22 protein-coding genes are annotated in these 22,929 nt (G+C 70.1%); 10 read left to right on the top strand and 12 right to left on the bottom strand.

What is annotated here, in order from left to right:
* Nucleotides 1–87 precede the first annotated feature (87 nt).
* From NLX94_RS12415 to NLX94_RS12405, 3 genes are all read right to left on the bottom strand, one after another.
* A complete protein-coding gene (locus NLX94_RS12415; protein ID WP_254382913.1) occupies nucleotides 88–804 on the bottom strand; it encodes a transglycosylase SLT domain-containing protein in 717 nt (238 codons plus the stop codon).
* Nucleotides 805–1,222: 418 nt separating this feature from the next.
* Nucleotides 1,223–2,539 carry a PhoH family protein gene (locus tag NLX94_RS12410; protein ID WP_250742793.1) on the bottom strand — a complete coding sequence of 439 codons (1,317 nt, stop codon included), beginning with the start codon at nucleotides 2,537–2,539 and terminating at the stop codon, nucleotides 1,223–1,225.
* A gap of 415 nt (nucleotides 2,540–2,954) precedes the next feature.
* Nucleotides 2,955–3,728, bottom strand: coding sequence for an isoprenyl transferase (locus NLX94_RS12405; protein ID WP_254382723.1), 774 nt, complete (start codon nucleotides 3,726–3,728; stop codon nucleotides 2,955–2,957).
* Between the two features lie 138 nt (nucleotides 3,729–3,866).
* Here NLX94_RS12405 and mgrA point away from each other — a divergent pair, with 138 nt between their 5' ends.
* The 4 genes from mgrA (at nucleotide 3,867) to NLX94_RS12385 (ending at nucleotide 8,009) form a co-directional block, all read left to right on the top strand.
* The gene (gene mgrA / locus NLX94_RS12400; protein ID WP_308402415.1) at nucleotides 3,867–4,904 is read left to right on the top strand and encodes an L-glyceraldehyde 3-phosphate reductase; all 1,038 of its coding nucleotides are present in this window, start codon (nucleotides 3,867–3,869) and stop codon (nucleotides 4,902–4,904) included.
* Nucleotides 4,905–5,313: 409 nt separating this feature from the next.
* Complete coding sequence (locus NLX94_RS12395; protein ID WP_254382722.1) at nucleotides 5,314–5,724, top strand: DUF192 domain-containing protein; 411 nt, start codon at nucleotides 5,314–5,316, stop codon at nucleotides 5,722–5,724.
* A gap of 59 nt (nucleotides 5,725–5,783) precedes the next feature.
* The gene (locus NLX94_RS12390) at nucleotides 5,784–6,401 is read left to right on the top strand and encodes an SMI1/KNR4 family protein (protein WP_254382721.1); all 618 of its coding nucleotides are present in this window, start codon (nucleotides 5,784–5,786) and stop codon (nucleotides 6,399–6,401) included.
* Between the two features lie 297 nt (nucleotides 6,402–6,698).
* The gene (locus NLX94_RS12385; protein ID WP_254382720.1) at nucleotides 6,699–8,009 is read left to right on the top strand and encodes an extracellular solute-binding protein; all 1,311 of its coding nucleotides are present in this window, start codon (nucleotides 6,699–6,701) and stop codon (nucleotides 8,007–8,009) included.
* 209 nt (nucleotides 8,010–8,218) lie between these two features.
* Here NLX94_RS12385 and NLX94_RS12380 read toward each other — a convergent pair whose 3' ends face one another.
* The 3 genes from NLX94_RS12380 to NLX94_RS12370 all read right to left on the bottom strand — a co-directional run bounded on the left by NLX94_RS12380 (nucleotide 8,219) and on the right by NLX94_RS12370 (nucleotide 10,249).
* Entirely contained in the window at nucleotides 8,219–8,845 is a 627-nt protein-coding gene (locus NLX94_RS12380) for a hypothetical protein (protein ID WP_254382719.1), read from the bottom strand.
* Between the two features lie 91 nt (nucleotides 8,846–8,936).
* Nucleotides 8,937–9,266: a nuclear transport factor 2 family protein gene (locus NLX94_RS12375; RefSeq protein WP_254382718.1), complete on the bottom strand. Its 330-nt coding sequence runs from the start codon at nucleotides 9,264–9,266 to the stop codon at nucleotides 8,937–8,939.
* A gap of 161 nt (nucleotides 9,267–9,427) precedes the next feature.
* A complete protein-coding gene (locus NLX94_RS12370) occupies nucleotides 9,428–10,249 on the bottom strand; it encodes a polysaccharide deacetylase family protein (RefSeq protein WP_254382717.1) in 822 nt (273 codons plus the stop codon).
* Nucleotides 10,250–10,488: 239 nt separating this feature from the next.
* On the opposite strand from NLX94_RS12370, the gene NLX94_RS12365 reads away from it, so the two are divergent.
* Nucleotides 10,489–11,661 (top strand): Ig-like domain-containing protein, encoded by a 1,173-nt coding sequence (locus tag NLX94_RS12365; protein ID WP_254382716.1) that lies wholly within the window; start codon nucleotides 10,489–10,491, stop codon nucleotides 11,659–11,661.
* Nucleotides 11,662–11,884: 223 nt separating this feature from the next.
* Here the strand turns inward: NLX94_RS12365 and NLX94_RS12360 are convergent, their stop codons facing one another.
* Entirely contained in the window at nucleotides 11,885–13,474 is a 1,590-nt protein-coding gene (locus NLX94_RS12360; protein ID WP_254382715.1) for an MDR family MFS transporter, read from the bottom strand.
* 125 nt (nucleotides 13,475–13,599) lie between these two features.
* Here NLX94_RS12360 and NLX94_RS12355 point away from each other — a divergent pair, with 125 nt between their 5' ends.
* The 4 genes from NLX94_RS12355 (at nucleotide 13,600) to NLX94_RS12340 (ending at nucleotide 15,973) form a co-directional block, all read left to right on the top strand.
* Nucleotides 13,600–14,184 carry a TetR/AcrR family transcriptional regulator gene (locus tag NLX94_RS12355; protein WP_254382714.1) on the top strand — a complete coding sequence of 195 codons (585 nt, stop codon included), beginning with the start codon at nucleotides 13,600–13,602 and terminating at the stop codon, nucleotides 14,182–14,184.
* Between the two features lie 107 nt (nucleotides 14,185–14,291).
* A complete protein-coding gene (locus tag NLX94_RS12350) occupies nucleotides 14,292–15,284 on the top strand; it encodes an SGNH/GDSL hydrolase family protein (protein ID WP_254382713.1) in 993 nt (330 codons plus the stop codon).
* Complete coding sequence (locus tag NLX94_RS12345) at nucleotides 15,281–15,559, top strand: SDR family oxidoreductase (protein WP_254382712.1); 279 nt, start codon at nucleotides 15,281–15,283, stop codon at nucleotides 15,557–15,559. Before NLX94_RS12350 ends, NLX94_RS12345 begins: the two co-directional genes overlap by 4 nt.
* A 27-nt stretch (nucleotides 15,560–15,586) precedes the next feature.
* Nucleotides 15,587–15,973, top strand: a complete 387-nt coding sequence (locus NLX94_RS12340) for a VOC family protein (protein WP_254382711.1) — start codon at nucleotides 15,587–15,589, stop codon at nucleotides 15,971–15,973.
* A 7-nt stretch (nucleotides 15,974–15,980) separates the two neighbouring features.
* Here the strand turns inward: NLX94_RS12340 and NLX94_RS12335 are convergent, their stop codons facing one another.
* From NLX94_RS12335 to NLX94_RS12315, 5 genes are all read right to left on the bottom strand, one after another.
* On the bottom strand, nucleotides 15,981–16,991 hold the full coding sequence (locus NLX94_RS12335; RefSeq protein ID WP_254382710.1) for a quinone oxidoreductase: 1,011 nt from the start codon (nucleotides 16,989–16,991) through the stop codon (nucleotides 15,981–15,983).
* A 335-nt stretch (nucleotides 16,992–17,326) separates the two neighbouring features.
* Nucleotides 17,327–20,335, bottom strand: a complete 3,009-nt coding sequence (locus NLX94_RS12330) for a tetratricopeptide repeat protein (RefSeq protein ID WP_254382709.1) — start codon at nucleotides 20,333–20,335, stop codon at nucleotides 17,327–17,329.
* Between the two features lie 387 nt (nucleotides 20,336–20,722).
* Nucleotides 20,723–21,052, bottom strand: coding sequence for a trypco2 family protein (locus NLX94_RS12325; RefSeq protein WP_254382708.1), 330 nt, complete (start codon nucleotides 21,050–21,052; stop codon nucleotides 20,723–20,725).
* A gap of 220 nt (nucleotides 21,053–21,272) precedes the next feature.
* Nucleotides 21,273–21,677, bottom strand: coding sequence for a DUF1992 domain-containing protein (locus NLX94_RS12320; protein WP_254382707.1), 405 nt, complete (start codon nucleotides 21,675–21,677; stop codon nucleotides 21,273–21,275).
* Nucleotides 21,678–21,727: 50 nt separating this feature from the next.
* A complete protein-coding gene (locus NLX94_RS12315) occupies nucleotides 21,728–22,153 on the bottom strand; it encodes a nuclear transport factor 2 family protein (RefSeq protein ID WP_254382706.1) in 426 nt (141 codons plus the stop codon).
* A gap of 141 nt (nucleotides 22,154–22,294) precedes the next feature.
* Between NLX94_RS12315 and NLX94_RS12310 the strand changes: the two genes are divergently transcribed.
* On the top strand, nucleotides 22,295–22,858 hold the full coding sequence (locus NLX94_RS12310; RefSeq protein WP_254382911.1) for a TetR/AcrR family transcriptional regulator: 564 nt from the start codon (nucleotides 22,295–22,297) through the stop codon (nucleotides 22,856–22,858).
* Nucleotides 22,859–22,929: the final 71 nt, after the last annotated feature.

The raw sequence follows: 22,929 nt of genomic DNA, 5'->3' as shown, positions 1-22,929 counted from the left end.
AAAGACCGTACACGCGAGGAGCCCCGCACCGTAGGAACGGTGCGGGGCTCTTCGGGGCCGAGGCGCGCGGGCGCTCCTCGTGCGGGGCTAGTACCAGCCGTTGGCCTGGTGGAAGTTCCAGGCTCCGCACGGGCTGCCGTACCGCTTGTTCATGTAGTTCAGACCCCACTCGATCTGGGTGGCGGGGTTGGTGCGCCAGTCCGCGCCGGCCGTGGACATCTTCGAACCGGGCAGGGCCTGGACGAGGCCGTAGGCGCCCGAGGACTTGTTCACGGCCAGGTAGTTCCAGGTGGATTCCTGGTTGATGATCCGGGAGAAGCACTGGAACTGCCCCGCCGGGACCATCTGCTGGGCGATCGCCTTGACCTGGGCCACCGTGTAGGTCGCCTGGGGGGTGAAGGAGGAGGCGTCGCGGCCGGTGGAACGGCTGGCGGCCTGCTCCTTCTCCTCGCGCTCCTTCTTCGCCTGCTCGTCGGCGGCCTTCTGCGCCTCGGCCTTCTTGGCCTTGGCGTCCTCGGCGGCCTGGATGCGGGCGGCTTCCTCCGCCGAGCGCTTGGCATCGGCGTCGGCGGCGTGCGCGATGGAGTCGGCCTGCTGCGTCAGGGACGCGTTCTGGACCTGCGCCTGCTGGCCGACCGGGATGTCAGTGAGGAGAGTCGTCCCGGACGCGGTCGTCTCGAGATCGTTCGAGGCGGGGTCGCCAGTGGCAACACCCACGACGGCGCCGACGGTGGTGACGGCGGTGGCCGAAGCCACCGCGAATCCCCGAACCGAGATCCGGCTCACACGGTTTCCTTCCAGCAGCGTCCGCAGTGACCGCGCGGGCGCAATAGTGCCCTGACACTGGCCTCCGTGGTGGTGCGGTCACTGGAGGCGCGGGCCCGTGGGCAACTCCCTTGCGGGAGTGCCGCGTGATGCTCCGGGCGGCATACGGCGATCGACTGTGGAGTTAGCGTACTGCGGTTGCATCTCACGGGAGATACAGGTGTGCCGTATGCGGGGCCTGACGGAAAACAGACTCTGCCGGACCTCGACGCCGCAGGGCAATTCTCCGTTGCGTGGGAAAGGTCACACCTGGTGCGTCGCCGTTGGTTTCGGTAAACCCCTGTGCGCGGAGGCGCCGCCCGGCTAGGCTCTCTCGCCTTTGCCGGACGGCGCCAACTCACCTTCCCGCTATGGGTGTTTTACCCGGTTCGCGGCCCGTGCGGGCCGCCGGGCCCGCCTACAGGTTCTCCAGCATCTCGGTGACCAGCGCGGCGATCGGGGAGCGCTCGGAGCGGGTCAGCGTGATGTGGGCGAAGAGCGGATGCCCCTTCAGCTTCTCGACCACGGCGACGACTCCGTCGTACCGGCCGACCCTCAGGTTGTCCCGCTGGGCCACGTCGTGGGTGAGGACCACCCGCGAATTGGCGCCGATGCGGGACAGGACGGTCAGCAGGACGTTGCGCTCCAGGGACTGCGCCTCGTCCACGATCACGAACGCGTCGTGCAGCGAGCGGCCCCGGATGTGCGTGAGCGGCAGGACCTCCAGCATCCCGCGGTTGAGCACCTCCTCGATGACCGCGCGCCCGGCGACCGCCGAGAGGGTGTCGAACACCGCCTGGGCCCAGGGGCTCATCTTCTCGTTGGCGTCCCCGGGGAGGTAGCCGAGGTCCTGGCCGCCGACCGCGTACAGCGGCCGGAAGACCATCACCTTCTGGTGCTGCCTCCGCTCCAGTACGGCCTCCAGCCCCGCGCACAGCGCCAGCGCCGACTTTCCGGTGCCGGCCCGGCCGCCCATCGAGATGATCCCGATCTCGGGGTCGAGCAGGAGGTCGAGCGCGATCCGCTGCTCGGCACTGCGGCCGTGCAGCCCGAAGGCCTCGCGGTCGCCCCGTACGAGCTTCACGTTGCCGTCGGCCGTGACCCGGCCGAGCGCCTTGCCGCGCTCCGACTGGAGGACCAGACCGGTGTGCACGGGGAGTTCCGCGGCCTCCGGTACGTAGAGCCGCTCCTCGGAGAAGAGCAGGTCCACCTGTTCACCGGAGAGCGCCAGCTCGGTCATGCCGGTCCAGCCGGCATCGGTGATCGCGAGCTCCGCGCGGTACTCCTCGGCGATCAGCCCCACGGAGGAGGCCTTGATGCGCAGGGGAAGATCCTTCGAGACGACCGTGACGTCGTAGCCCTCGGCCTGGAGGTTGCGCGCGACCGCGAGGATCCGCGAATCGTTGTCCCCCAGCCGGAAGCCCGCGGGCAGGACGCTCTGGTCGGAGTGGTTGAGCTCGACGCGCAGGGTGCCGCCCAGATCGCCCAGTGGGATGGGTGCGTCGAGGCGTCCGTAGCGAACCCGGAAGTCGTCGAGCAGGCGGAGGGCCTGACGGGCGAAGTAGCCGAGTTCGGGATGGTGCCTCTTTGCCTCCAGCTCGGTGATCACCACGATCGGGAGCACGACCTCGTGCTCGTCGAAGCGGGAGATCGCGTTGGGGTCTGCCAGCAGGACGCTGGTGTCGAGGACGTAGGTCCGCCTGTCGGGCAGGCGGCTCTTAGTGCTGGTCACCACGGAAGGACGTACCCCCTCGGAAGAGGTCGGGCCATGAAGACCGGACCGGTCATCGGCACCCCTGCGCGGGCCGACTTCCGGCCCTCCACTCCGTCCGTGCGAGCCGCACGTGCGTCCTGGTGCAAAGGGCCTCCCGGGCGGACGACCCCATGCCGTCCGCTGAGATTCGACACCCGTGGATCGGGCGTCGACCTGCAAGGGATATTCCCCGAATGGGTCCAGCCATGCCATGGCATATGACGGACGCTCGGTGAATCCCTGGTGAAGGCCTCGCGCGGAGGGTCCGACGGGACGGGAAGGGCGTACGGGAACACGCGCACGGCGCGCCGCGGAGGGTTCCGGGCGCGCCGTGAGGTGCCGAGGGGGCGTTGGTCCACCGCAGGTCAGATGCCGTACGGGGCCCCGCCGGGCGGGGTCAGGTGCCGTAGCGCCGGTGGCGGGCGGCGTAGTCGCGCAGGGCGCGCAGGAAGTCGACCTTGCGGAAGGCCGGCCAGAAGACCTCGCAGAAGTAGTACTCGGAGTGGGCGCTCTGCCACAGCATGAATCCGGACAGCCGCTGCTCCCCGCTGGTGCGGATCACCAGGTCCGGGTCGGGCTGGCCGCGCGTGTAGAGGTGCTCCGAGATGTGCTCGATGTCGAGGATCTCGGCGAGCTCCTCGAAGGAGGTGCCCTTCGAGGCGTGCTCCAGCAGAAGGGAGCGGACCGCGTCGGCGATCTCCTGGCGTCCGCCGTAGCCGACGGCGACGTTGACGAGTATTCCGTCGATGTCGCGGGTGGCCTCCTCGGCCTCCTTCAGGACGCTCTGGGTGCCGGCGGGCAGGATGTCGAGGTTGCCGACGTGGTGGACGCGCCAGCGGCCGTCGGCGGCGAGGCCGCGGACGGTGTTCTCGATGATGTTGAGCAGCGGGCGGAGCTCGACCTCGGGCCGGTCCAGGTTGTCCGTGGAGAGCATCCACAGGGTGACGACCTCGACGTCCGTCTCGGTGCACCAGCCCAGCATCTCGGAGATCTTGTCGGCGCCGGCCTGATGGCCCTGCACCGTCGTGCCTCCGGACGCCTTCGCCCAGCGGCGGTTCCCGTCCAGGATCACGCCGATGTGCTTGGGCGTCTCGTCATGGTCGATGCGGCCTTCCACCCGGCGTGCGTAGAGCCTGTACACAGGACGGCGTACCAGGTCGCGCAGCTTCACGATCTTCCAGCCCCTCCGAGCGATACCCCCGTGCGGAATGCGGTGGTCCCCCCCAAGTCCACAGACCGCCACATTACTGCGCGACGGGATCCGGCACCCAACTCGGTCCTGTCACAAGTCCGTGATAGGGAGGACAACGTGACTGAAAACAATCCCTATCGGGCAGAGCCCTCGCGCTACGACTCCATGGAGTACCGGCGCACCGGCCACAGCGGCCTCAAGCTCCCCGCGATCTCCCTCGGCCTCTGGCACAACTTCGGCGACGACGCGTCCCTCGGGTCCCAGCGGGCGATCCTGCGCCGGGCCTTCGACCTGGGCGTCACCCACTTCGACCTGGCCAACAACTACGGCCCGCCCCCCGGCTCGGCCGAGCTGAACTTCGGCAAGATCTTCGCGCAGGACTTCGCGTCCCACCGCGAGGAGCTGGTCCTCTCCACCAAGGCCGGCTACCTCATGCACCCCGGCCCGTACGGCGAGTGGGGCAGCCGCAAGTACCTGCTCGGCTCGCTGGACGCCTCGCTGAAGCGGATGGGCGTCGACTACGTCGACATCTTCTACTCCCACCGCTTCGACCCGGAGACCCCGCTGGAGGAGACCATGGGCGCGCTGGCGTCCGCGGTCCAGCAGGGCAAGGCGCTCTACGTGGGCGTGTCCTCGTACACCGCCGAGCAGACGGCCGAGGCGGCCCGGCTGCTGCGGGAGATGGGCGTGCGCCCGCTGATCCACCAGCCCTCGTACTCCATGATCAACCGCTGGACGGAGGACGACGGCCTGCTGGACACCCTGGAGGAGGCCGGCATGGGCTGCATCTCCTTCGTGCCGCTCGCGCAGGGGCTGCTGACGGGCAAGTACCTCAAGGGCATCCCGGAGGGCTCGCGGGCCACCCAGGGCAAGTCCCTCAACCCGGACCTGCTGTCGGACGAGGTCGTGCGCCGGCTGAACGGGCTGAACGAGATCGCGGCGCGGCGCGGGCAGACGCTGGCCCAGCTCGCGCTGAACTGGGTGCTGCGGGACGAGCGGATGACCTCGGCGCTGATCGGCGCGTCGAGCGTGAAGCAGCTCGAGGAGAACGTGGCTTCCCTGTCCGGCGCGCCGCTGTCGGAGGAGGAGCTCAAGGAGATCGACTCCTTCGCGGTGTCCACCCCCGGCGCCAACATCTGGGCCCAGCGGGGCTGACCTGCCCCTTTGCCCGGAGGCGGCCCGGCGGTGCCCGGACGCTGCGCGGAGACAAAAAAACGGGCCGGTCCGTGGGGGGGATACGGACCGGCCCGAGGGGGGGGTTCCACCATAACCCTTCGTAAAGCCTGCTGCGTGCATCACTGCGACACGATTACGCTCCGGAGCCGTCCGGGAGCACTGCGCAGAGCCACGGCGGCCCCCGGATCCCTTGCGGGGCCCGGCGGGAGCCCGTACGGGCCAACCCGCGGGCTTCCCTCCCCCGGGTGACCCCGCCGGGCGCGCCGCCTTGACGCCGAAGCCCTGATCCGGGGGCGGTCGGGCGCCTAGGGGGTGTCCTGCCGGCCGGGCCGGATCAGGGAGCCGCGAGCCCGGCCCGGCCGGCAGGACACCCCCTAGGGTGGCCCGCATGGGGAACGGGCAGCGGTGGCACGACGGTGCGGCGACGCTCTGCGTCGACCTGGGGACGGGACCGGCAGTACCGGGGGAAGAGCCGGTGGACGCGGGGCTGGAGGTGCCGCTGGAGGTGGCGGCCTCCTACCGGGCCCGGACCCGGGGGCTGCTCGGGCGGGACGGGATCGACGGGGCGATGCTCCTCACCCCGGCCACGAGCGTGCACACCTTCCGGATGCGCTTCGCCATCGACGTGGCCCACCTCGACCGCCGGCTCACCGTCATCGCACTGACCACCATGGCCCCCGGCCGCCTGGGCCTCCCCCGGCTGCGCGCCCGGCACGTCCTGGAGGCCGAGGCGGGGGCCATGGCCGCCTGGGGCCTGCGCGTCGGCTCCACGCTCGGAGTACGTCTCACGACGCGCTAGGCGCCACCCCGCACCGGCGGTAGGTTGGGGCGGTTGAGCTGGGGTGGCAGGGGAGCGGCATGACCGAGAACGCGCGCATCAAAGCGCTGGAGCAGATCATGCCGGCGACCCACGGAGCCGACGAGGACATCGACTGGCAGGCGGCCGAGGCCGTCTGGGGCAGTCGGTTCCCCGCCGATTTCATCGCCTTCATGGGCCGCTTCGGCGCGGGCTCGATCAACGGCGAGGCGAGCGTGCTGCTGCCGCTGCCCAAGCCCGGACTCCAGTGGGATCCCGCGCAGATGGCGGAGGAGACGGCCAACGCCCGCCAGGTGTGGGAGGCGGAGGGCGGCCGGGCCGCCTTCGATGTGGACCCGGAGTCGATCCTCGCCTGGGGGGTCACCGGCGGCTCCGACATCCTGTGCTGGCTGACGACCGACCCCGACCCCGACCGCTGGCCCGTTCTGGTGGTCGGCCGGCACACCGCGGACTCCTTCGCCGTGTACCCGTACGGCATGGCCGAGTTCCTCTACCTGCTGTGCTCCGACGAGTTCGACGTGAGCCCGGTCAGCATCACCTTCTGGGACGGCGGCCACCTCAGCTTCGTGCACTGGCGCAAAGCCCAGCGCCGCTGGCAGGAGGGGCGCAACCCCGAAACCGGCGAGCCCGACCCGTACGCGGGCGACTTCGCGGACTGATCCTCCGCCCGCTCCCCCTCCGACCCGTTCCGATCCGCTCCGACCCGTTCCGCCGCGCTCCATGGCCGGAAACGGGCGTTTCGGCATGTCTACGCGCGTCCGAATTGTGGATCACATATCGGAAAACACCATTCAGAAATGCCGCAGTTGGAGCATTGACCATAAGTGGCGACCCAATGGAACCAACCGCCCTTCCTCAGGAGAGAATTCCGGCCAACGGGCCACTGAGGGACACCGCAGCCCGGAGTAACTCATAAGTAATAACGGGACTCAAAAGAAAATCAGGGGAATACACCCGTGCGACGAAGAATCTTCAGCGCGGCCGCCACCACGGTCGTGCTCGGTCTGCTGATACCGCTGGCCGGCTGCGGCAGCTCCGGCGGAAGCGCTGATGAAGACGGCACCCTCCGTCTCGTCGCCGCCGAATACGGGGACACCCCGGCCACCAGTTCCAAGGCTTTCTGGGACAAGGTGACGGCTGATTTCGCCGCCTCGAACCCGGGCATCAAGGTGCAGGTCGAGCTCCTGCCGTGGGCCGACATCGACCGCGAAGTCTCCCGCATGGTCAAGGCCGGCAACGCCCCGGACATGGCCCTCATGGGCGGCTACTCGGACTTCGCGGCGCAGGGCAAGCTCTATTCGGCGCCCGAGCTCCTCTCGGTCACCGCCGAGGCGAACTTCCTCAAGCCGCTCTCCGACGCCGGCTCCGTCCGCAACACCCTCTACGGCCTGCCCTTCGTGGCGAGCAGCCGCCTCCTCTTCTACAACGAGCAGCTGCTCACCGACGCCGGGGTCATCCCGAAGGGCTCCAAGAGCGGCTGGCAGCCCAAGACCTGGCAGGACCTGAAGGCCGCGGCCGTCGCGCTCAAGGCCAAGGGCGTGAAGACCCCCTTCGCCATGCCCCTGGGCCCGGAGGAGGCCCACGCCGAGGCGATGATCTGGGAGCTCAGCAACGGCGGCGGCTACGCCGACAGCAGCGGCAACTACAGCCTGGCCTCCGACCAGAACATCTACACCTTCAAGTGGATCAAGGAGAACCTGGTCGCCCCCGGGCTGCTCGGCCCCGTTCCCCCGTCCCAGCTCAACCGCGCCGACGCCTTCGAAGCCTTCAAGAACGGCCAGGTCGGCATGCTCAACGGCTACCCGCAGCTCGCCCACGAGGCGCGCGCCAAGGGGATCACCGTCGGCACCGTCGCGATGCCCGTCTCGGACATGCTGGGCTCCGGGGAGGTCCCGCCGAACGTGGGCGTGGCCGACTGGATGATGGCCTTCAAGCAGAACGGCCACCGCGAGGAGATCGGCAAGTTCCTGGACTTCGTCTACCGGGACAAGAACCTGGCGGACTTCGCCGGCCGCTACCACCTGCTGCCGTCCACCGTCTCGGCCTCCCGGACCCTGGCCGGAAGCTCGGGCATGGACAAGAACGACCAGCAGTTCCTGAACGCCCTGCGCGGTGCGCAGCTCTACCCGGTCAACGACCCGTCCTGGGTGGTCATCAGCGACACCATCAAGCGCAACATCGGCCGCGCCGTGGACCCCGCCGGCGACCCGAAGGCGGTCCTGGAGGAGATCTCCACCAAGGCGAACGAGGCCAGGAAGGGCCGCTGACGCAGCGCCCCGCCGACGCGAAGCGCCGCGCCGACCCGAAGAACCGCCGAAGGCCCCCGGCGGAAGGGACCTTCGCCTCCTGCCGCACCTCACCCCGGGCGGCATGATGGCTGTACGGCCTTGATCCAAGGCCGAGGCCCCGTCGCCCGCGAGCGCCCACAAGGCGCGCGGGGCGGCAGGCCCTCCCCCTCCCCCGCGACCCCCGCGGCCTAGCTCGCGCCCTGGTTCTTCGGCGTGAAGGCCGTGCGGTACTGCTCGCAGCTGGAGTCCCACGGCAGGGATCCGGTGAGGGTGCCGTAGCCCGTGCGGGTGACCGACCATTCCACCGTGTAGATCCCGGTGTCACACGTGACGCGCTTGCCGCCGGGGATCTTCGTACGGCCCGTCGCTGGCCGGTTCTTGAGCTCCTGGCGCACCTGCGCCACCTCGGTGCGCCGGGCGTCGCGCAGCACGGCGCGCAGGACGAGCGCCTGCTTGCCGTCCTTCGTCGTCAGCACCTTCTTGACCCCCTGCGAATCCGCCACCGACCATGCGAACTCGTACGCGGGCTCCCAGGCCAGGGTCGAGGGGTCGCCGACCTGGCGCTCGTACTCCTCGGCGCCCTTGGGGCCGGGGCGGGTGATCGTCTTGTACTGGATGCCGGGGAAGAAGCGGAACTGCGCCTCGACCTTGTGCATGTCGTCCTTGGTCCACATCGACTTCATCGCCTTGTCCCCGCCGCTCGGGTCCTGGAGGTACGGGGCCTCCGCGGCCGTGGCCGCCGCGCCCGAGAGGGTTGGGGCGAGGGCCGCCGCGGCGGCGGCGAGGACGAGTGCGGCGGTGCGGGTGCGGTTCATGCCCGGACCAACGGAACCCTCCGGCGGGCCGGAACGACGCCCGGCGCCCTTTCACCCGTACGGGATCCGGCCGGGCGGTGGTGGACGCGTACTACGCCTGGCCGGTCTCGAAGCGGCTGATGCGGCCTCCGCCGGGGGCGATGACGAACCGCCAGGAGGTGCGCATCTCCCCCCAGGTGTCGTTGCGGTAGCCGACGGTCAGGGTGCGGCCGCCGTCGGACTCGGACTGGACGTCCATGTGGCCGCCGGAGTCGAAGATCTCCCGGTCGATCCACTCGTGGAGGTCGCGCTCCGTTCCGTCGTCGGACATGGTCGCGTCGGCGGTCAGCAGTGCGAGGAAGGCTTCCTTGTCGTGCGCGTTGACCGCGCTGACGAGGGCGCCGACGACGGGGTCGGACAGTTTCCCGGGGGCGATGGCCACGGAGACCTCCTGGTGGGTCCGGCTTACGGGCTTGCGTACGGGCTTTGCGTACGGGCTTCCGTACGGGGCTTGCGTGCGCGACCAGGGAACACCCCGGGCGGCTCCGGGGCACCGACCCTCACCCGTTCGCCACCGGACGGCGTGTCAGGCGCAGCTGCGGGTCAGGTGCTGGGCCCGGTGACCACCGGGAAGCCGGTGGGCCGGCCCTGTTCCTTCAGCCAGGCGAGGACCTGGTCGAGGGCTTCGACGCTCTGGCTGCGGTCGCCTCCGCCGTCGTGGAAGAGGATGGTCGGGCCGTTGCCGATCTCGGACTTGACCGTGTTCACGATCGCGGCCGCACCCGGCTTGCTGAAGTCCTTGGTGTCGATGTTCCAGCCGAGCGGGCGCATGCCGTGGGCGGCGGCCAGGGCCCGGCTCCCGGGGGTGAACGCGCCGCCGGGGGCGCGGTAGTACTCCACCTTGGCCCCGCCGCCCGCGGCGTCCTCGATCTGCTTCTTCGCGTCGAGGATCTGCTGCTGCTGGTACTCGAGGGGCTTCTTGTCCATCCCGGTGTTGTGGTCCATGGTGTGGTCGCAGAGCCGGTGGCCTGCGGCGACGACCGCCTTGACCAGGTCGGGACGGGCCTTGGCCTGCGGTCCGATCATGCAGAAGACCGCCTTCACGTCGTACTTCTTCAGCACCTCCAGCACCTTCGGGGTCCACTTGGGGTCGGGACCGTCGTCGATGGTGATGTTGACCGCGTTGCCGCCGCTCTCCGACGCGTGGGCTATGCCGTCCGGGACCTGGCCGCCCGGCTTCCCGGGCGCCTGCGGGTCGCCGGCCCCCTGCGCGGGGTCGTCGGTCTGCCGGGAGACGTTCTGGTGGTTGGTGTCGTGCCCCGGGTCGACGAGCGCGGTCACCCCCCACGCGGTGGCGGCCACCGCCACCACCGCTCCGGCGACGGCGATCCGCGCCTTCTTCCCCTGCATCTGTATGTGCGTCATGAACCCCATGTGCTGTCTCAACTCCCCATATCGACGTCCACCGTGTCGGCTCGCACTGGTCAGGACGTCGGCCTCGGATGCGGGGTTCCAGCCGAATGGCCCATAAATTTCGGGTTGCAGGACTTTGGTCCTTGATCGTCCCGAATTCCCTCCCATCTGAAACCGGGCACGGCCGAACCGGCCTCATACCGGACATCCCGGACCCAAGACCCGGGCTCCAAGCGGAGGTTCACCTACCCATGCGCAAGGCAGCGACACTGGTCATCCTGCTCGGCCTGGCAGCGACGGCGACGGCATGCGGGGGCGGTGCGGACGCGGACGCCGCGAAGCCCTCACTGCCGGCCACGGAACTGAGCCTCGTACCGCCCGACGGGGCGAAGGACGTCAAGCCCGACGAGCCGCTCACGGCGCGGGTCGCCCACGGCACGCTGACGGCCCTGACCGTGACCGGACCCGACGGAAAGCCGGCGGGCGGGTCGCTCAAGGACGGGGTGTTCACGCCGGAACACGGGCTGGCGGTGGACACCCAGTACAAGGTGCGGGCGACGGCCGCCTCGGAGGACGGCAAGGAGACCGTGTCCGAGTCGGCCTTCCGCACCCTCGCCCCCTCCAAGGAGCAGACGGAGACGGTGGACGTGCTCCCCGCGAACGGGACGACCGTCGGCGTGGGCCAGCCGCTCTCGCTCACCTTCGACCACAAGGTGAAGAACAGGGCCGCGATCGAGCGGCTGCTGAAGGTGACCACGGACAACGGCACCGAGGGCTCGTGGGGCTGGCTGACGGAGACCCTGACCGGCAAGGACCGCGTGGACTGGCGGCCCAAGGAGTACTGGAAGCCGGGCACCCGGGTCACCCTGGAGGCCCCGCTGTCGGGCGTGGCCACGGGGGACGGCCGCTACCTGACGAAGTCGTACACGACCTCCGCCACCATCGGCCCGAGCCAGATAGCCAAGGTGGACATCACCGGCCACAAGCTGACGCTGGAGCGCGACGGCCGGGCGGTGAAGACGGTCCCGATCACGGCGGGCGATCCGGCGAAGACGCCGACGTGGAGCGGGAAGATGCCCCTCATGGCCAAGGAGGGGAGGATCAGGATGACGGCCCAGTCGGTCGGCCTGAGCGGCTACGACCAGTGGGTCGACAAGTCGATGCGCCTGACGGTCTCGGGCACGTTCGCGCACCAGGCGGAATGGGCGGAGAGCTACATCGGCTCGGCGAACAGGAGCCACGGCTGCATCGGCATGAAGACGGCCGACGCCACCTGGTTCTACGACCAGGCCCGCATCGGCGACGTCTTCGAGGTGACGGGCGGCAAGGAAACGGTCTCCCCCGGCAACGGCTTCGCCGAATGGAACCTCCCGTGGGAGCAATGGCAGAAACTGTCGGCGAATTCCAGCCCCTCCGGCGTTTGAGGAGCGGGGGTCCGGGGGCGGAGCCCCCGAAGGGGTCCGGGGCGGAGCCCCGGTTTCGGGAAGGGGCGGGGTGGGGGAAGCCCCGCGCAGCGGCCCCACCCACCCGGCCGCAGCCGACCACCCGACCCCGCCCCGCCCCGCCCGGGCGAACGAGGCGGGCCCGGCCCGGAGGATCCGTAGATCCACCAGACCGGGCCCACCCACACCCGCACGCGCGAGCAACTCAGTGCATGACAGCCGCCTCCGGCGCCGCCGCCTTCTCCGAGCCGCCACCACCGCCCGCCCCGGCCGGCCCCGCACCACGCAGCGGAACCTCCTTCACGAACCAGGCGGCGGCAAAGCCCAGTACGGCAATCCCCGCACCCAGCAGGAACGCCGAGTGCGTCCCGGCAGCCACCGCGTGCTGGTAGGCCTCCCGGACGACCTCCGGAAGCTTCGCCAGGCTCGCCGCGTCCAGCTGGGCGGAGCCCGCCTTGGCCGCCGCCTCGGGACCGAGCCGCTCGGTCATCGTGCTGGTGACCTGGCTGGTGAAGAGGGAGCCCATCAGGGCCACGCCGAAGGAGCCGCCGAGCGTGCGGAACAGGGTCGCGGAGGAGGAGGCGACGCCCATGTCCTTCATCTCGACGCTGTTCTGCGCGACCAGCATCGTGATCTGCATCAGGAAGCCGAGACCGGCGCCGAGCACCGCCATGTACACACCGGACATCAGGCGGCTCGTGCCGGTGTCCATGGTCGCGAGCAGGAAGAGCCCGACGACCATGAGCCCGCCGCCGACGATCGGGAAGATCTTGTACTTGCCGCTGCTGGTAGTGATCCGGCCCGCGATCAGCGAGACGAGCATCATCGAGAGCAGCATCGGCAGGAGCAGCAGGCCGGAGTTGGTGGCCGAGGCGCCCTGGACCGACTGCTGGAAGAGCGGCAGGTAGAGCACGCCGCCGAACATCGCGAAGCCGACGAGGAAGCCGATCACGGACATGAGGGTGAAGTTGCGGCTGCGGAAGATGTGCAGCGGCATGACCGGGTCGGCGGCCTTGGTCTCGGCGTAGAGGAAGCCGGCGATGGAGACGATGCCGACGGCGATCAGGCCGAGGATCTCGGCGGAGCCCCACGCGTACTCGGTGCCGCCCCAGGTGGTGACGAGGACGGTGGAGGTGATGCCGATGGTGAGCAGTGCCGCGCCGAGGTAGTCGATCTTCGGGCGTTCACCGTGCTGCTTCTTCGGGAGGTGCAGTACGGCGGTGACCATGGCCAGGGCGACGGCGCCGAGCGGGAGGTTGATGTAGAAGGACCAGCGCCAGCCCATGTGGTCGGTGATGGTGCCGCCGACCAGCGGTCCGCCGATCATGGCGAGGGCCATCACGCCGGCCATCATTCCCTGGTACTTGCCGCGCTCCCGGGGCGGGATCAGGTCGCCGATGATCGCCATGACGCCGACCATCAGACCGCCGGCGCCGAGGCCCTGGATGGCGCGGAAGCCGATGAGCTGGCCCATGTCCTGGGCCATGCCGCTGAGCGCGGAGCCGATGAGGAAGATGACGATCGAGGTGAGGAAGGAGCCCTTCCGCCCGTACATGTCGCCGATCTTGCCCCAGATGGGAGTGGAGGCGGCGGTGGCCAGCGTGTAGGCGGTGACGACCCAGGAGAGGTGCTCCAGGCCGCCGAGCTCTCCGACGATCGTGGGCATGGCGGTGCCGATGATCATGTTGTCGAGCATGGCCAGCAGCATCGCGATCATGAGGGCCATCAGGACGACCCGTACGCTGCGCGGCTTCACCTCCTCCGAGGTGTCGGCCGCTTTCTTGTTTTCCACCATGTCTTCCACTCCCCTGGCGCATGCGCACCGGCCCTGGGTCTTACTTGCCGACCGGCTAGTTCACTACACTGGGGAAGGTAGACCCGTAACTAGCCGGGCGTCAAGTAAGTAGTCAGGGGAGAGCCATGTCCAGCAGCAGTCCGCAGCAGCGCCGCGGCGATACGCGGCAGCGGATCCAGGACGTCGCACTGGAACTCTTCGCCGAGCAGGGGTACGAGAAGACGTCGCTGCGGGAGATCGCGGAGCGGCTGGGGGTCACGAAGGCGGCGCTGTACTACCACTTCAAGACCAAGGAAGACATCATCATCAGCCTGTTCGAGGACCTGACCCGGCCCATCGACGAGCTGATCCAGTGGGCGGAGGAACAGCCGCGCACCCTGGAGATGAAGCGGGAGGTGCTGCGCCGCTACAGCGAGGCGATGGCGGGCGGCGCCTCGCTGTACCGCTTCATGCAGGAGAACCAGGCCTCGCTGCGGGAGCTGACCATCGGCGAGACGGTGAAGAAGCGGCTCTTCGCCCTGGTGGAGCTGCTCCGGACCGGCCAGGAGGACGCCCCGCTGGCCGACCAGGTGCGGTGCGTGAGCGCCCTGTTCACCCTGCACGCGGGCATGATGTTCCTCCAGCACGTGGACGGGGACCCGGAGGAGACCCGCCAGGCCGCACTGGAGGTCGCGACCGACCTGATCATCCAGGCCCACGGGCAGGCATAGCCCTCTCGTTCACTCGATCGAACGATTACTCTCTGTAGCCATGTCGGCTACTTTTGGTGATGTGCGCTGCGGAAGGCCGCGGCGCCCGAGCCAAAGGAACCGCCGTCATGATGCGTCTCGCTCTCATCACCACCGCCGCCACCGTCGCAGCCGTCCTCACCACCGCCCTCGCGCCGCAGGCCCCCGCACCGCTCTCCTACGTCGCCCTCGGGGATTCCTACAGTGCCGCCTCCTTCGTGCGGCCGTGGAGCACCGACGGTTGCGGCCGCTCCGGGCAGGACTATCCGCATCAGGCCGCGCGGCGGCTGCAGTTGGAGCTCACCGATGTCACCTGCTCCGCCGCCGAGGTGAGAGCGGGGCTGCTGGGTCCCCAAGTCGAGCTGAAGGGGCCGCCGTCCGTGCCCCCACCGGGCGGATGGGCCGCCAAACCGGCGCAGATCACGGCCGTTACGGCGGCCGCCGATCTCGTCACGGTCGGGGCCGGCGGCAACTCCGTGGGCTTCGCCGAGGTCGTGGAGACCTGCGTGAAGCGGGGCCTCGCCTCGTTCGGTACGGGCACCCCGTGCACCGATCACTACGCGCGGGGCGGGGGCGCCGCGGGGCTCAACGCCCGGTTCGCCGCCCTGGAGGCCGACTTCGCGGTCCTGCTGAAGGAGATCCGCACGCGCGCCCCGCGCGCCCGGATCGCGGTCGTCGGGTATCCGGCCGTCGTGGACCAGTCCGCGGGCTGCGGCTGGGGGTCCTGGCACCAGCTCGGAACGGTCACCAAGGGCGACATGCCCTGGCTCGACGCCCTGGAGCGCCGGCTCAACGACCTCCTGCGGGAACAGGCCCGCCGCGGCAGCGCGGTGTACGTGGACACCTACTCCTCCAGCACCGGGCACGGGGTGTGCGCGAGCGGCGAGCAGCGCTGGATGTACGGGATCAAGGACAGCCTGACCGGGCCCGGGGAGCAGAGCGATCCGCCCTCCGAGCTCTGCCGCTCCATCCCGGCCCGGGGCGAGGCCTGCACCGTCCTCCACCCGAACCTCCGCGGCGCCACCCACCAGGCGGACCGCGTCACCGAGGCGCTGACTGCTCTGGGGGTGGGCAGGCCGTGACGCTGACGAAGGCGACGGCCATCGACCACGCGAAGGCGGGCATCCGGATCAACGCCCTCTGTCCGGGCCCCATTTCGACGGAGCTGCTGGAGGAGGTCTTCCGGTCGGGTCCGGACCCGGAGGGCATGCGCGCGGACTTCGAGGCGCGCACCCTGCTCGGACGCCTCGGCCGTCCGGACGAGGTGGCCTCGGCGGCCCTGTTCCCGGCCTCGGACATGTCCTCCAACATGACCGGTGCCAACCTCATCCTGGACGGCGGCTGGACCACCCGCTGACGAAGCCCGGCGATCTAGACTCGGGCCATGTTTTCGGTGGTGCAGAACGTAGCGATCGACTGTGCTGACGCCTATGGGCTGGCCCGGTTCTGGAGCGCGGTGACCGGCTGTCCGCTCCCTCCGGAGGACGGGCCGGGCATCCCGGAGACCCGGGTGCTGCTGGCGGAGGGGCCGGTCCTGTACTTCAACCAGGTCCCCGAGGCGAAGACGGTCAAGAACCGGATCCACTTGTGCCTGTGCCCCGACACCTCGCGGGACCGGGAAGTGGACCGGCTCCTGGACCTCGGCGCCGCGTTCCTCGCGGACCACCGGAACCCCGACGGCTCGGGCTGGGTGGTCCTCGCCGACCCCGAGGGCAACGAGTTCTGCGTCCTGCGCAGCGAGTCCGACCGCGCCGCGGCGCACGCGCCCTAGCCTGCGGTCAGCTCTGCGTCTCCTCGCGGCGCCCAACAGCGGCCGCATCGGGTACGAGGAGCAGCTTGCCGGTGGTACGCCGGGCCTCCAGATCGCTGTGGGCCTGGGCGGCCTCGGACAATGCGTAGCGGCCCGTCACGTTGACCTCGAGCGCCTTGGAGCGCACCCACTCGAACACATCGGCGGCCCGTCGGAGCAGTTCGGACCGATCGGCGATGAAGTCCCCGAGGCTGGGCCGGATCAGGGTCAGCGAACCGCCCTGGGCGAGCCGCATCGGATCGAACGGCGGCACGGCACCGCTGGCCGCGCCGAAGAGCACGAGATGGCCGCGGGTTCGCAGGCTGGCGAGGCTCGCATCGAAGGTGTGCGCGCCGACGCCGTCGAAGACAACCGGCAGTCCCTGACCGCCGTTGAGCCGCCTCACCTCGGCGGCGAGATCGTCGACTGCGGAGGAAAGGATCACCTCGGCGGCCCCGGCACGCTTCGCCAGCTCGGCCTTCGCCGTGGTCGACGTCGTGCCGATGACCCTGCCGCCGAGAGCGGTGATGAGCTGGGTCAGAAGCAGCCCCATGCCACCGGCAGCCGCGTGCACGAGCACCGTGTCGCCCCCCTGAACCGGGTAGGCGTCCTTGACGAGATAGTGCGCGGTCATGCCCTGGAGGAGCACGGCGGCGGCCGTCTCGAAGTCGATGTCGTCGGGCAGCGGCACCAGTCGGGAGGAGTCCACGACGGCCCGTTCGGCATACGTGCCGGGAATCTCCACCCAGCCGACCCGGTCCCCGACTGCGACGTCAGTGACGCCGGGTCCGACTTCGACGACCGTGCCGGCGCCCTCGGAGCCCGGGGTGAAGGGCAGCGGGTGGCTGTACCGGCCTTCGCGGTAGTAGACGTCGAGGAAGTTGACCCCGGATGCGGCAACCTCCACGACCGCCTCGCCCGGCCCCGGCCGCGGCTGGTCCACCTCGGCCTCCCGCAGCACCTCGGGACCGCCCACTTCGTACACCTGAATCGCGCGCATGACTCTCCAATAACGGTTCATCCCCCACCACCCCCGTTGATGGTGATCAACGGCTCCAACCCCGTTGACGGCGATCCGATTCCCGACAGGCAGACCAGCCCGCGGCTTCCGCGCCGCCGTACGGCCACCCACCCGGACCGGCTCAGCCTCCGGCAGCTCCGCCGCCTACCGCGTCGGCGCGAGGAACAGAGGCAGCTCATGCGCACTGACCAGCCGCTTGAACCGCGGATATGCAGTCCGTGTGATGTACGCGGTGCGGGGCAACAGCCGTCACACATACGATCCTGGCCCCGGCCCCGTGGCACGCTCTAGGGCAGCGACGCCCGGGTACTTCCTTAGCCTGCTGGGCCCGGGCTGTCTTTCATGTCCTCCTGCAGCAAGGACCGAAGCTGCAGTGACCGATCAAGTTCGCTTTGGTGGACGTGGGGGCGGAGCCGGGCCAGTTCTCCCCGGATCTTCACGGCTTCGTTGGTCGCGGCCAGTGCTTCCTCCCACCGCCCCAGACTCCCCAGATCGATGGCGAGGTTGTTCAGGCTCGTGGCGAGGTAGGGCAGGAAGGCTTCGGGCCGCTGCTGCGCCAGTTCCCGGTGCACGTCCACGGCCTCGTTGATCGTGTCCAGTGCTTCCTCCCACCGCCCCAGGCTCCCCAGACCGCCTGCGAGGTTGTTGAGGCTCGTGGCGAGGTCGGGCAGGAAGGCTCCGGGCCGCTGCTGCGCCAGTCCCCGGTACACGTCCACGGCCTCGTTGATCGTGTCCAGTGCTTCCTCCCACCGCCCCAAACTCCCCAGACTGCCTGCGAGGTTGTTCAGGCTCATGGCGAGGTCGGGCAAGAAGGCTCCGGGCCGCTGCTCCGCCAGTCCCCGGTACACGTCCACGGCCTCGTTGATCGCGTCCAGTGCTTCCTCCCACCGCCCCAGATCCCCCAGACCGACGGACAGGCTGCTCAGGCTCATGGCGAGGTCGGGCAGGAAGGCGTCGGGCTGCTGCCGGGCCAGATCCAGCCGGATCTTGATGGCCTCGTTGATCGCGTCCAGTGCTTCCTCCCGCCGCCCCAGATCTCCTAGCCGGTTGGACAGGTTGTGCAGGCTCATGGCGAGGTCGGGCAGGGAGGCTCCGGGTCGCTGCTGGGCCAGTTCCCGGTACATGTCCACGGCCTCGTTGATCGCCGCCAGTGCCTCCTCCCGCTGCCCCAGATCCCCCAACCGGTTGGACAGGTTGTTGAGGCCCGCGGCGAGGTAGGGCAGGAAGACCTCGGGTCGCTGCTGGGCCAGTTCCCGGTACACGTCCACGGCCTCGTTGATCGCGGCCAGTGCCTCCTCCCGCCGCCCCAGGCTCCCCAGATCGACGGCGAGGTTGTTCAGGCTCGTGGCGAGGTTGGGCAGGGAGGCTCCGGGGCGCTGATGGGCGAGTTCCCGGTACATGTCCACGGCCTCGTTGACCGCGGCCAGTGCTTCCTCCCGCCGCCCCAGATCCCCCAACCGGATAGACAGGTTGTTCAGGCGCATGGCGAGGTTGGGCAGGTGGTCGGGGACGTAGGTGCGTGCGCGGTGGTGGTCGACGAGGAGCTGGGCGAGGTGGGCGGCCCAGGGGGCGAGGTTGTGGCTGGTGAGGGGCAGCCGGTCAGCGAGCTGTTCCAGGTCGGGCAGGGGGACGCCTGGGGTGTCGGTGATCTGCTGGAGGGCGTGGAGGAGGGGCTGGGGGGCTTCTGTCTGGGTGATCACGATCATGGCAGGTGCGGCCAGGACCGTGGAGTGGCGCGTGCACAGGGTGGTCAAATCCTCGTCGAGCCGGTGGTCGAAGACTGGGTGGGCGGCAGCCCGGGCGTAGACGGTGAGGAGCTGGGTGGCCTGGTTGTCGGTGGCGGCGGGGACGAGGTGATCGGCGAGTTCGGGATGGTCCTGAAGGTGGCGGCCGAGGAACCGCTCGGCCAGCCGGTCGGGCTGCAAGGTGTCCCAGGGCCGGCCGCCGGAGGAGGTGGGGTAGAGGGCGGCGATCCAGCCGCGGACGGAGCCGAGTCGGTCGCCGGGCTGGTCGGCAAGGCCGGGGACGCGGTGCAGGAGTTCCTCGGCCTGGGCTCGCGTTTCGGCACCGAGGAGGAAGGCCGCTGCCAGCGCGTCGGTGAGGGTGTTCAGAGTCAACGCTGGGTGCAACCCGAGGGCGGTGGCGGTGGCGGTCCAGTAGCGGCGCTCGTGGACCAGCAGTCGGTCCTCGACTCCCTGCGTACCCGCTACCTTGGTCCCGGAGCCGGCCGGGACCAAGGTAGCGGCTGGGACCTGGCCTGCGCTGTCCAGCAGGTCGGCCAGCGCGGTCATGTGCAAGGTCAGCGCCGTCTCCATACCCGGACGGTCCAGCGCGGCACCCGCACCGGGGCGGTCCGTCATGGGGACAGTGAGCCGGGCAGCCACGGCCGGCCAGTCGTGGTGCTGCCAGCCGCGCACCCGCGGCAGATGCTCCGCATAGCCGTGCACCGCCTCGCGGTACCCCTGGGTGCGAGAGGCGCCGGGTTCGGGCTCCAGGGCCGACAGGGCGATCGTGTCGGCGCCGTCCAGTAGCTCCTCGGAGACGGGACTGGCCGCCTGCAGCGCCGGCCACCAGTCACCGGGCGTGCGCGCCAGCAGCAGCAGCTTGAACGCGCTGCCACTGACCACACCCTGCCGGGCAGCGGCTTCCAGCAGCGCAGTCAGCTGCGCGGTGCGCGTTTCGGCGTAGTCGACGACCACCAGCAGGGGAACGGTCGCGTGCGAGAGCACCGCCAGGGCATCGAGGGAAGTATCCGGGCGCAGCCACAGGCTGCTCCAGCCTTCGGCCGTCAGGGTGTCGGCGAAGTGCTGGGCGAGGCGGGTCTTGCCCTGTCCGCCTGGGCCGTGCAGGAGCAGGGCACCGAATCCGGCCTCCGTGCTCCAGGCGGTCAGGTCGTCGATCACGCTGGTGCGGCCGCGGAAGGGCACCACTTGGCGGCGGGCCCGCAACAGCGCGGCAGGAGAGCCGACCAGGCTGGTGCTCACCGGATCTGCCGCCTCGGCCAGGTGCTGCCATTCGACCGGCTCCAGCACGCTGCCGGCCTCGGGAGCGTGTGCGGCCAGCGCGGTCCGGAAGGCAGGGTCGTGCATCAGCACGTAGGCGGGTACGGCCTCAAGGCTCGCGTGGGCACGGCCCGCCGGATCGCTGGCGATCACACCGGCCAGCAGACCGCCGCAGAACAACGCAGCCCCCGACATCCCGCCCCACGGGGAGGACACGTCCGCCGTGGCGGCCGGGGGGTGCTGGTCAAGGTTCATCACGTACCGGTTGCCGACGTAGCGGTCTCCGGGGTTGAGCGTGCCTGAAGGCTGCAGCGTGTCCACCGGCCGACCTGGCCGCTGCACCACCTCAGGAACCCCCCACGCCTCACAGGCGGTACCGGGCCGGTGGGTCACCAAGCGCCCCCAACGAACCGCTGCTGCGGGCGGCGGGGCCCATGCCGGATCGTCGACGCGGACCAGGGCAGCATCATCACGCCCGCCCGGCGTCCCGCGCCAGACCACCGTCCCGCCCCAGGCCGGCGCTCGGCCAGGCCGAAACAGCGACACCGTGCTGCCGGGCGCGGGCACTACGTGCGCGGATGTCAGCACCACCCGCGGCGCGATCACATACCCGGACCCCGGCCCACCTGTGCCTTCGACAACGACCACCCGCGCACGATCCACCCCGCCGCCCTCGGAATCCCCTCGTACTTCAGGCCCGCCGCACGATCAGCCCTCGATGTGACCGGATACGTCTCCCGGACCCTGCAGGCGCCCCGTGTCGCCACTCACCAACAGGTCCCCGCCACCAGACCGCTGCGGAGCAAGCGTGACCTTCACCCGGTGCGTGCGAGCGCGGGCCACGCCCGCCTCCACTTCTCCCGTGACCACCCACGCTTTGAACTTGGCCTTCGCCTTCGCATCCGCCCGCAGCTCCACAGCGAATTCCAGTTCCACCGGCCCGACCTTGAACTCGAGACCCTGCCCCGCCCCACGCGCCGCGGCCGCAAGCAGCTCATCACGCACCGCCGCCACCGCATCCGCCAACTCAATGTCCATGACCCCACCCATGTCAGCATCCACTCGACCAAACAGCCCAACCCCACACCACACCCGGCGGCCCGGCAAGCCCCTTCGCGACCCTCTCAGGCGGCTCTCTCCATCCCCGCCCAAATGGCTCCCGTTCACCCCGCCGAGAACAACTCATCGCTCGCCCAGGTCAACGCTCCCCCGCCGCGCAGCTCCTGCACACCGGGCTCCTCGCCGCCCTACGAGCCGGCTAACGGGCGTCGCGGGACTCGCGCCAGCTGGTGAGTTCGGCTTCCACGTCGAACTCCTTGAGGTTCAGCGGGGGGCCGGGCGGGGGCCTGCGCAGTGCCGCGCGGATCTTGTCGTTGATCTCCGTGAGGAGGGCACGGACCTGGCGTTCGGTGCGGGCGGTCCTGAGCGCCTCGCGGGCGTCCTCCGCCTCCTTGCGGAGCGCGAGTGCCGGCGGGAGGACGGCGAAGCCCTCGCGGTGCAGTTTGCCCTTGATCCACCACAGCTCGTCGTACGGGGCGTCGAGCGAGGCCAGCGGCTTGCCGAAGCCGGGCAGGTTCTCGATCTCGCCGCTCGCCTCGGCCTGCCTGATCTGGCGGTCCACGAAGGATTCGAAGCTGACACCAGGCGGTTTGCGCTCGGTCACGTTGCCTCCCCAGGGGTTCCTGCCAGCATAACTCCGGCGCAACTCCGGGCTCAGAGGCGCCGGTCGGACTCCTCGATCGGGATGTCGTTGATGCTCGCCTCGCGGCGGCGCATCAGGCCCGCGGCATCGAATTCCCACTGCTCGTTGCCGTGGCTGCGCCACCACTGACCGCTCGCGTCGTGCCACTCGTACTCGAAGCGCACCGAGATGCGGTTGTCGGTGTACGCCCACAGCTCCTTGCGCAGCCGGTACTCCAGCTCGCGCTCCCACTTGTCGGCGAGGAAGGCGCGGATCTCGGAGCGGCCGTTCAGGAAGCGGTCGCGGTTCCGCCAGGCGGAGTCCTCGGTGTAGGCGAGGGCGACGCGTTCGGGGTCGCGGCTGTTCCAGGCGTCCTCGGCGGCCTGCACCTTGGCGCGGGCGGACTCCTCGGTGAAGGGCGGCAGGGGCGGTCGTACGGAAGCAGTGGTGGCAGTCATGGCGGGCACCTCTCGGCTTCTGGTGGGCTGGGGGGACGGGGAGAACGACCGTTCTCCCCGTCCCCCCAGCCTAGAGAACGGGCGTTCTCGGTGCAAGCGGTTCTGGTCTACGCTGCTTCCATGCCCACCACCCCCGCCCCGATGACCGACGAAGAGGCCCGCACGCGCCTGCTGGACGCCGCGGAGGCGCTGTTCTACGCCGAAGGCATCCAGGCCGTGGGGATGGACCGCATCCGCGCGGAGTCCGGGATCCCGCTCAAGCGGCTGTACCACCTCTACCCGGCCAAGGAATCGCTGGTCACCGCCTATCTGGAGCGCCGCGACCGGCGCTGGATCGCGAGCCTGGCCGGGGCGGTCGCGGGGCAGGACGACGATCCGGTCGGGGCGGTCTTCGAGTGGCTCGCGGGGTGGTTCTCGGAGCCGGGCTTCCGCGGCTGCGCGTTCCTGAACGCGTACGGGGAGCTGGGGGCCGGTCCCGCCGGAGTGCTGGACGTCGTACGCCGCCACAAGGCGGAGCTGCGGGCGCTGCTGGCCGGGGTCGCCGGGCCGGGCCGGGAGGGGCTGGCGGAGCAACTGCTGCTGCTGGTCGAGGGGGCGACGGTGGTCGCGGCCCTGGAACCGGGCCCGGGGGCGGCGGTGCGGGCGCGCGAGGCGGCGTACGTCCTGGTCCGGGACGGCGGAGGGATTCACGCGGCTGCCGAGTGACCGGTTACGCGTCGTACACGACCGGGTCGCATTGTCAGCTTTTAACTGGTGCCGGAACTTTTGTCCACCGG

Source organism: Streptomyces sp. TBY4, assembly GCF_024213195.1.
Classification (GTDB): Bacteria; Actinomycetota; Actinomycetes; order Streptomycetales; family Streptomycetaceae; genus Streptomyces.
This window is presented reverse-complemented; position numbering and strand designations above follow the sequence as displayed.

Coding starts and splice junctions, on each gene's coding strand:
- NLX94_RS12365 (WP_254382716.1), top strand. CDS start 10,489: ATGCGCAAGGCAGCGACACTGGTCATCCTGCTCGGCCTGGCAGCGACG.
- NLX94_RS12340 (WP_254382711.1), top strand. CDS start 15,587: ATGTTTTCGGTGGTGCAGAACGTAGCGATCGACTGTGCTGACGCCTAT.
- NLX94_RS12380 (WP_254382719.1), bottom strand. CDS start 8,845: ATGAACCGCACCCGCACCGCCGCACTCGTCCTCGCCGCCGCCGCGGCG.
- NLX94_RS12355 (WP_254382714.1), top strand. CDS start 13,600: ATGTCCAGCAGCAGTCCGCAGCAGCGCCGCGGCGATACGCGGCAGCGG.
- NLX94_RS12310 (WP_254382911.1), top strand. CDS start 22,295: ATGACCGACGAAGAGGCCCGCACGCGCCTGCTGGACGCCGCGGAGGCG.
- NLX94_RS12395 (WP_254382722.1), top strand. CDS start 5,314: ATGGGGAACGGGCAGCGGTGGCACGACGGTGCGGCGACGCTCTGCGTC.
- NLX94_RS12350 (WP_254382713.1), top strand. CDS start 14,292: ATGATGCGTCTCGCTCTCATCACCACCGCCGCCACCGTCGCAGCCGTC.
- NLX94_RS12370 (WP_254382717.1), bottom strand. CDS start 10,249: ATGACGCACATACAGATGCAGGGGAAGAAGGCGCGGATCGCCGTCGCC.
- NLX94_RS12360 (WP_254382715.1), bottom strand. CDS start 13,474: ATGGTGGAAAACAAGAAAGCGGCCGACACCTCGGAGGAGGTGAAGCCG.
- NLX94_RS12335 (WP_254382710.1), bottom strand. CDS start 16,991: ATGCGCGCGATTCAGGTGTACGAAGTGGGCGGTCCCGAGGTGCTGCGG.
- NLX94_RS12325 (WP_254382708.1), bottom strand. CDS start 21,052: ATGGACATTGAGTTGGCGGATGCGGTGGCGGCGGTGCGTGATGAGCTG.
- NLX94_RS12315 (WP_254382706.1), bottom strand. CDS start 22,153: ATGACTGCCACCACTGCTTCCGTACGACCGCCCCTGCCGCCCTTCACC.
- NLX94_RS12390 (WP_254382721.1), top strand. CDS start 5,784: ATGACCGAGAACGCGCGCATCAAAGCGCTGGAGCAGATCATGCCGGCG.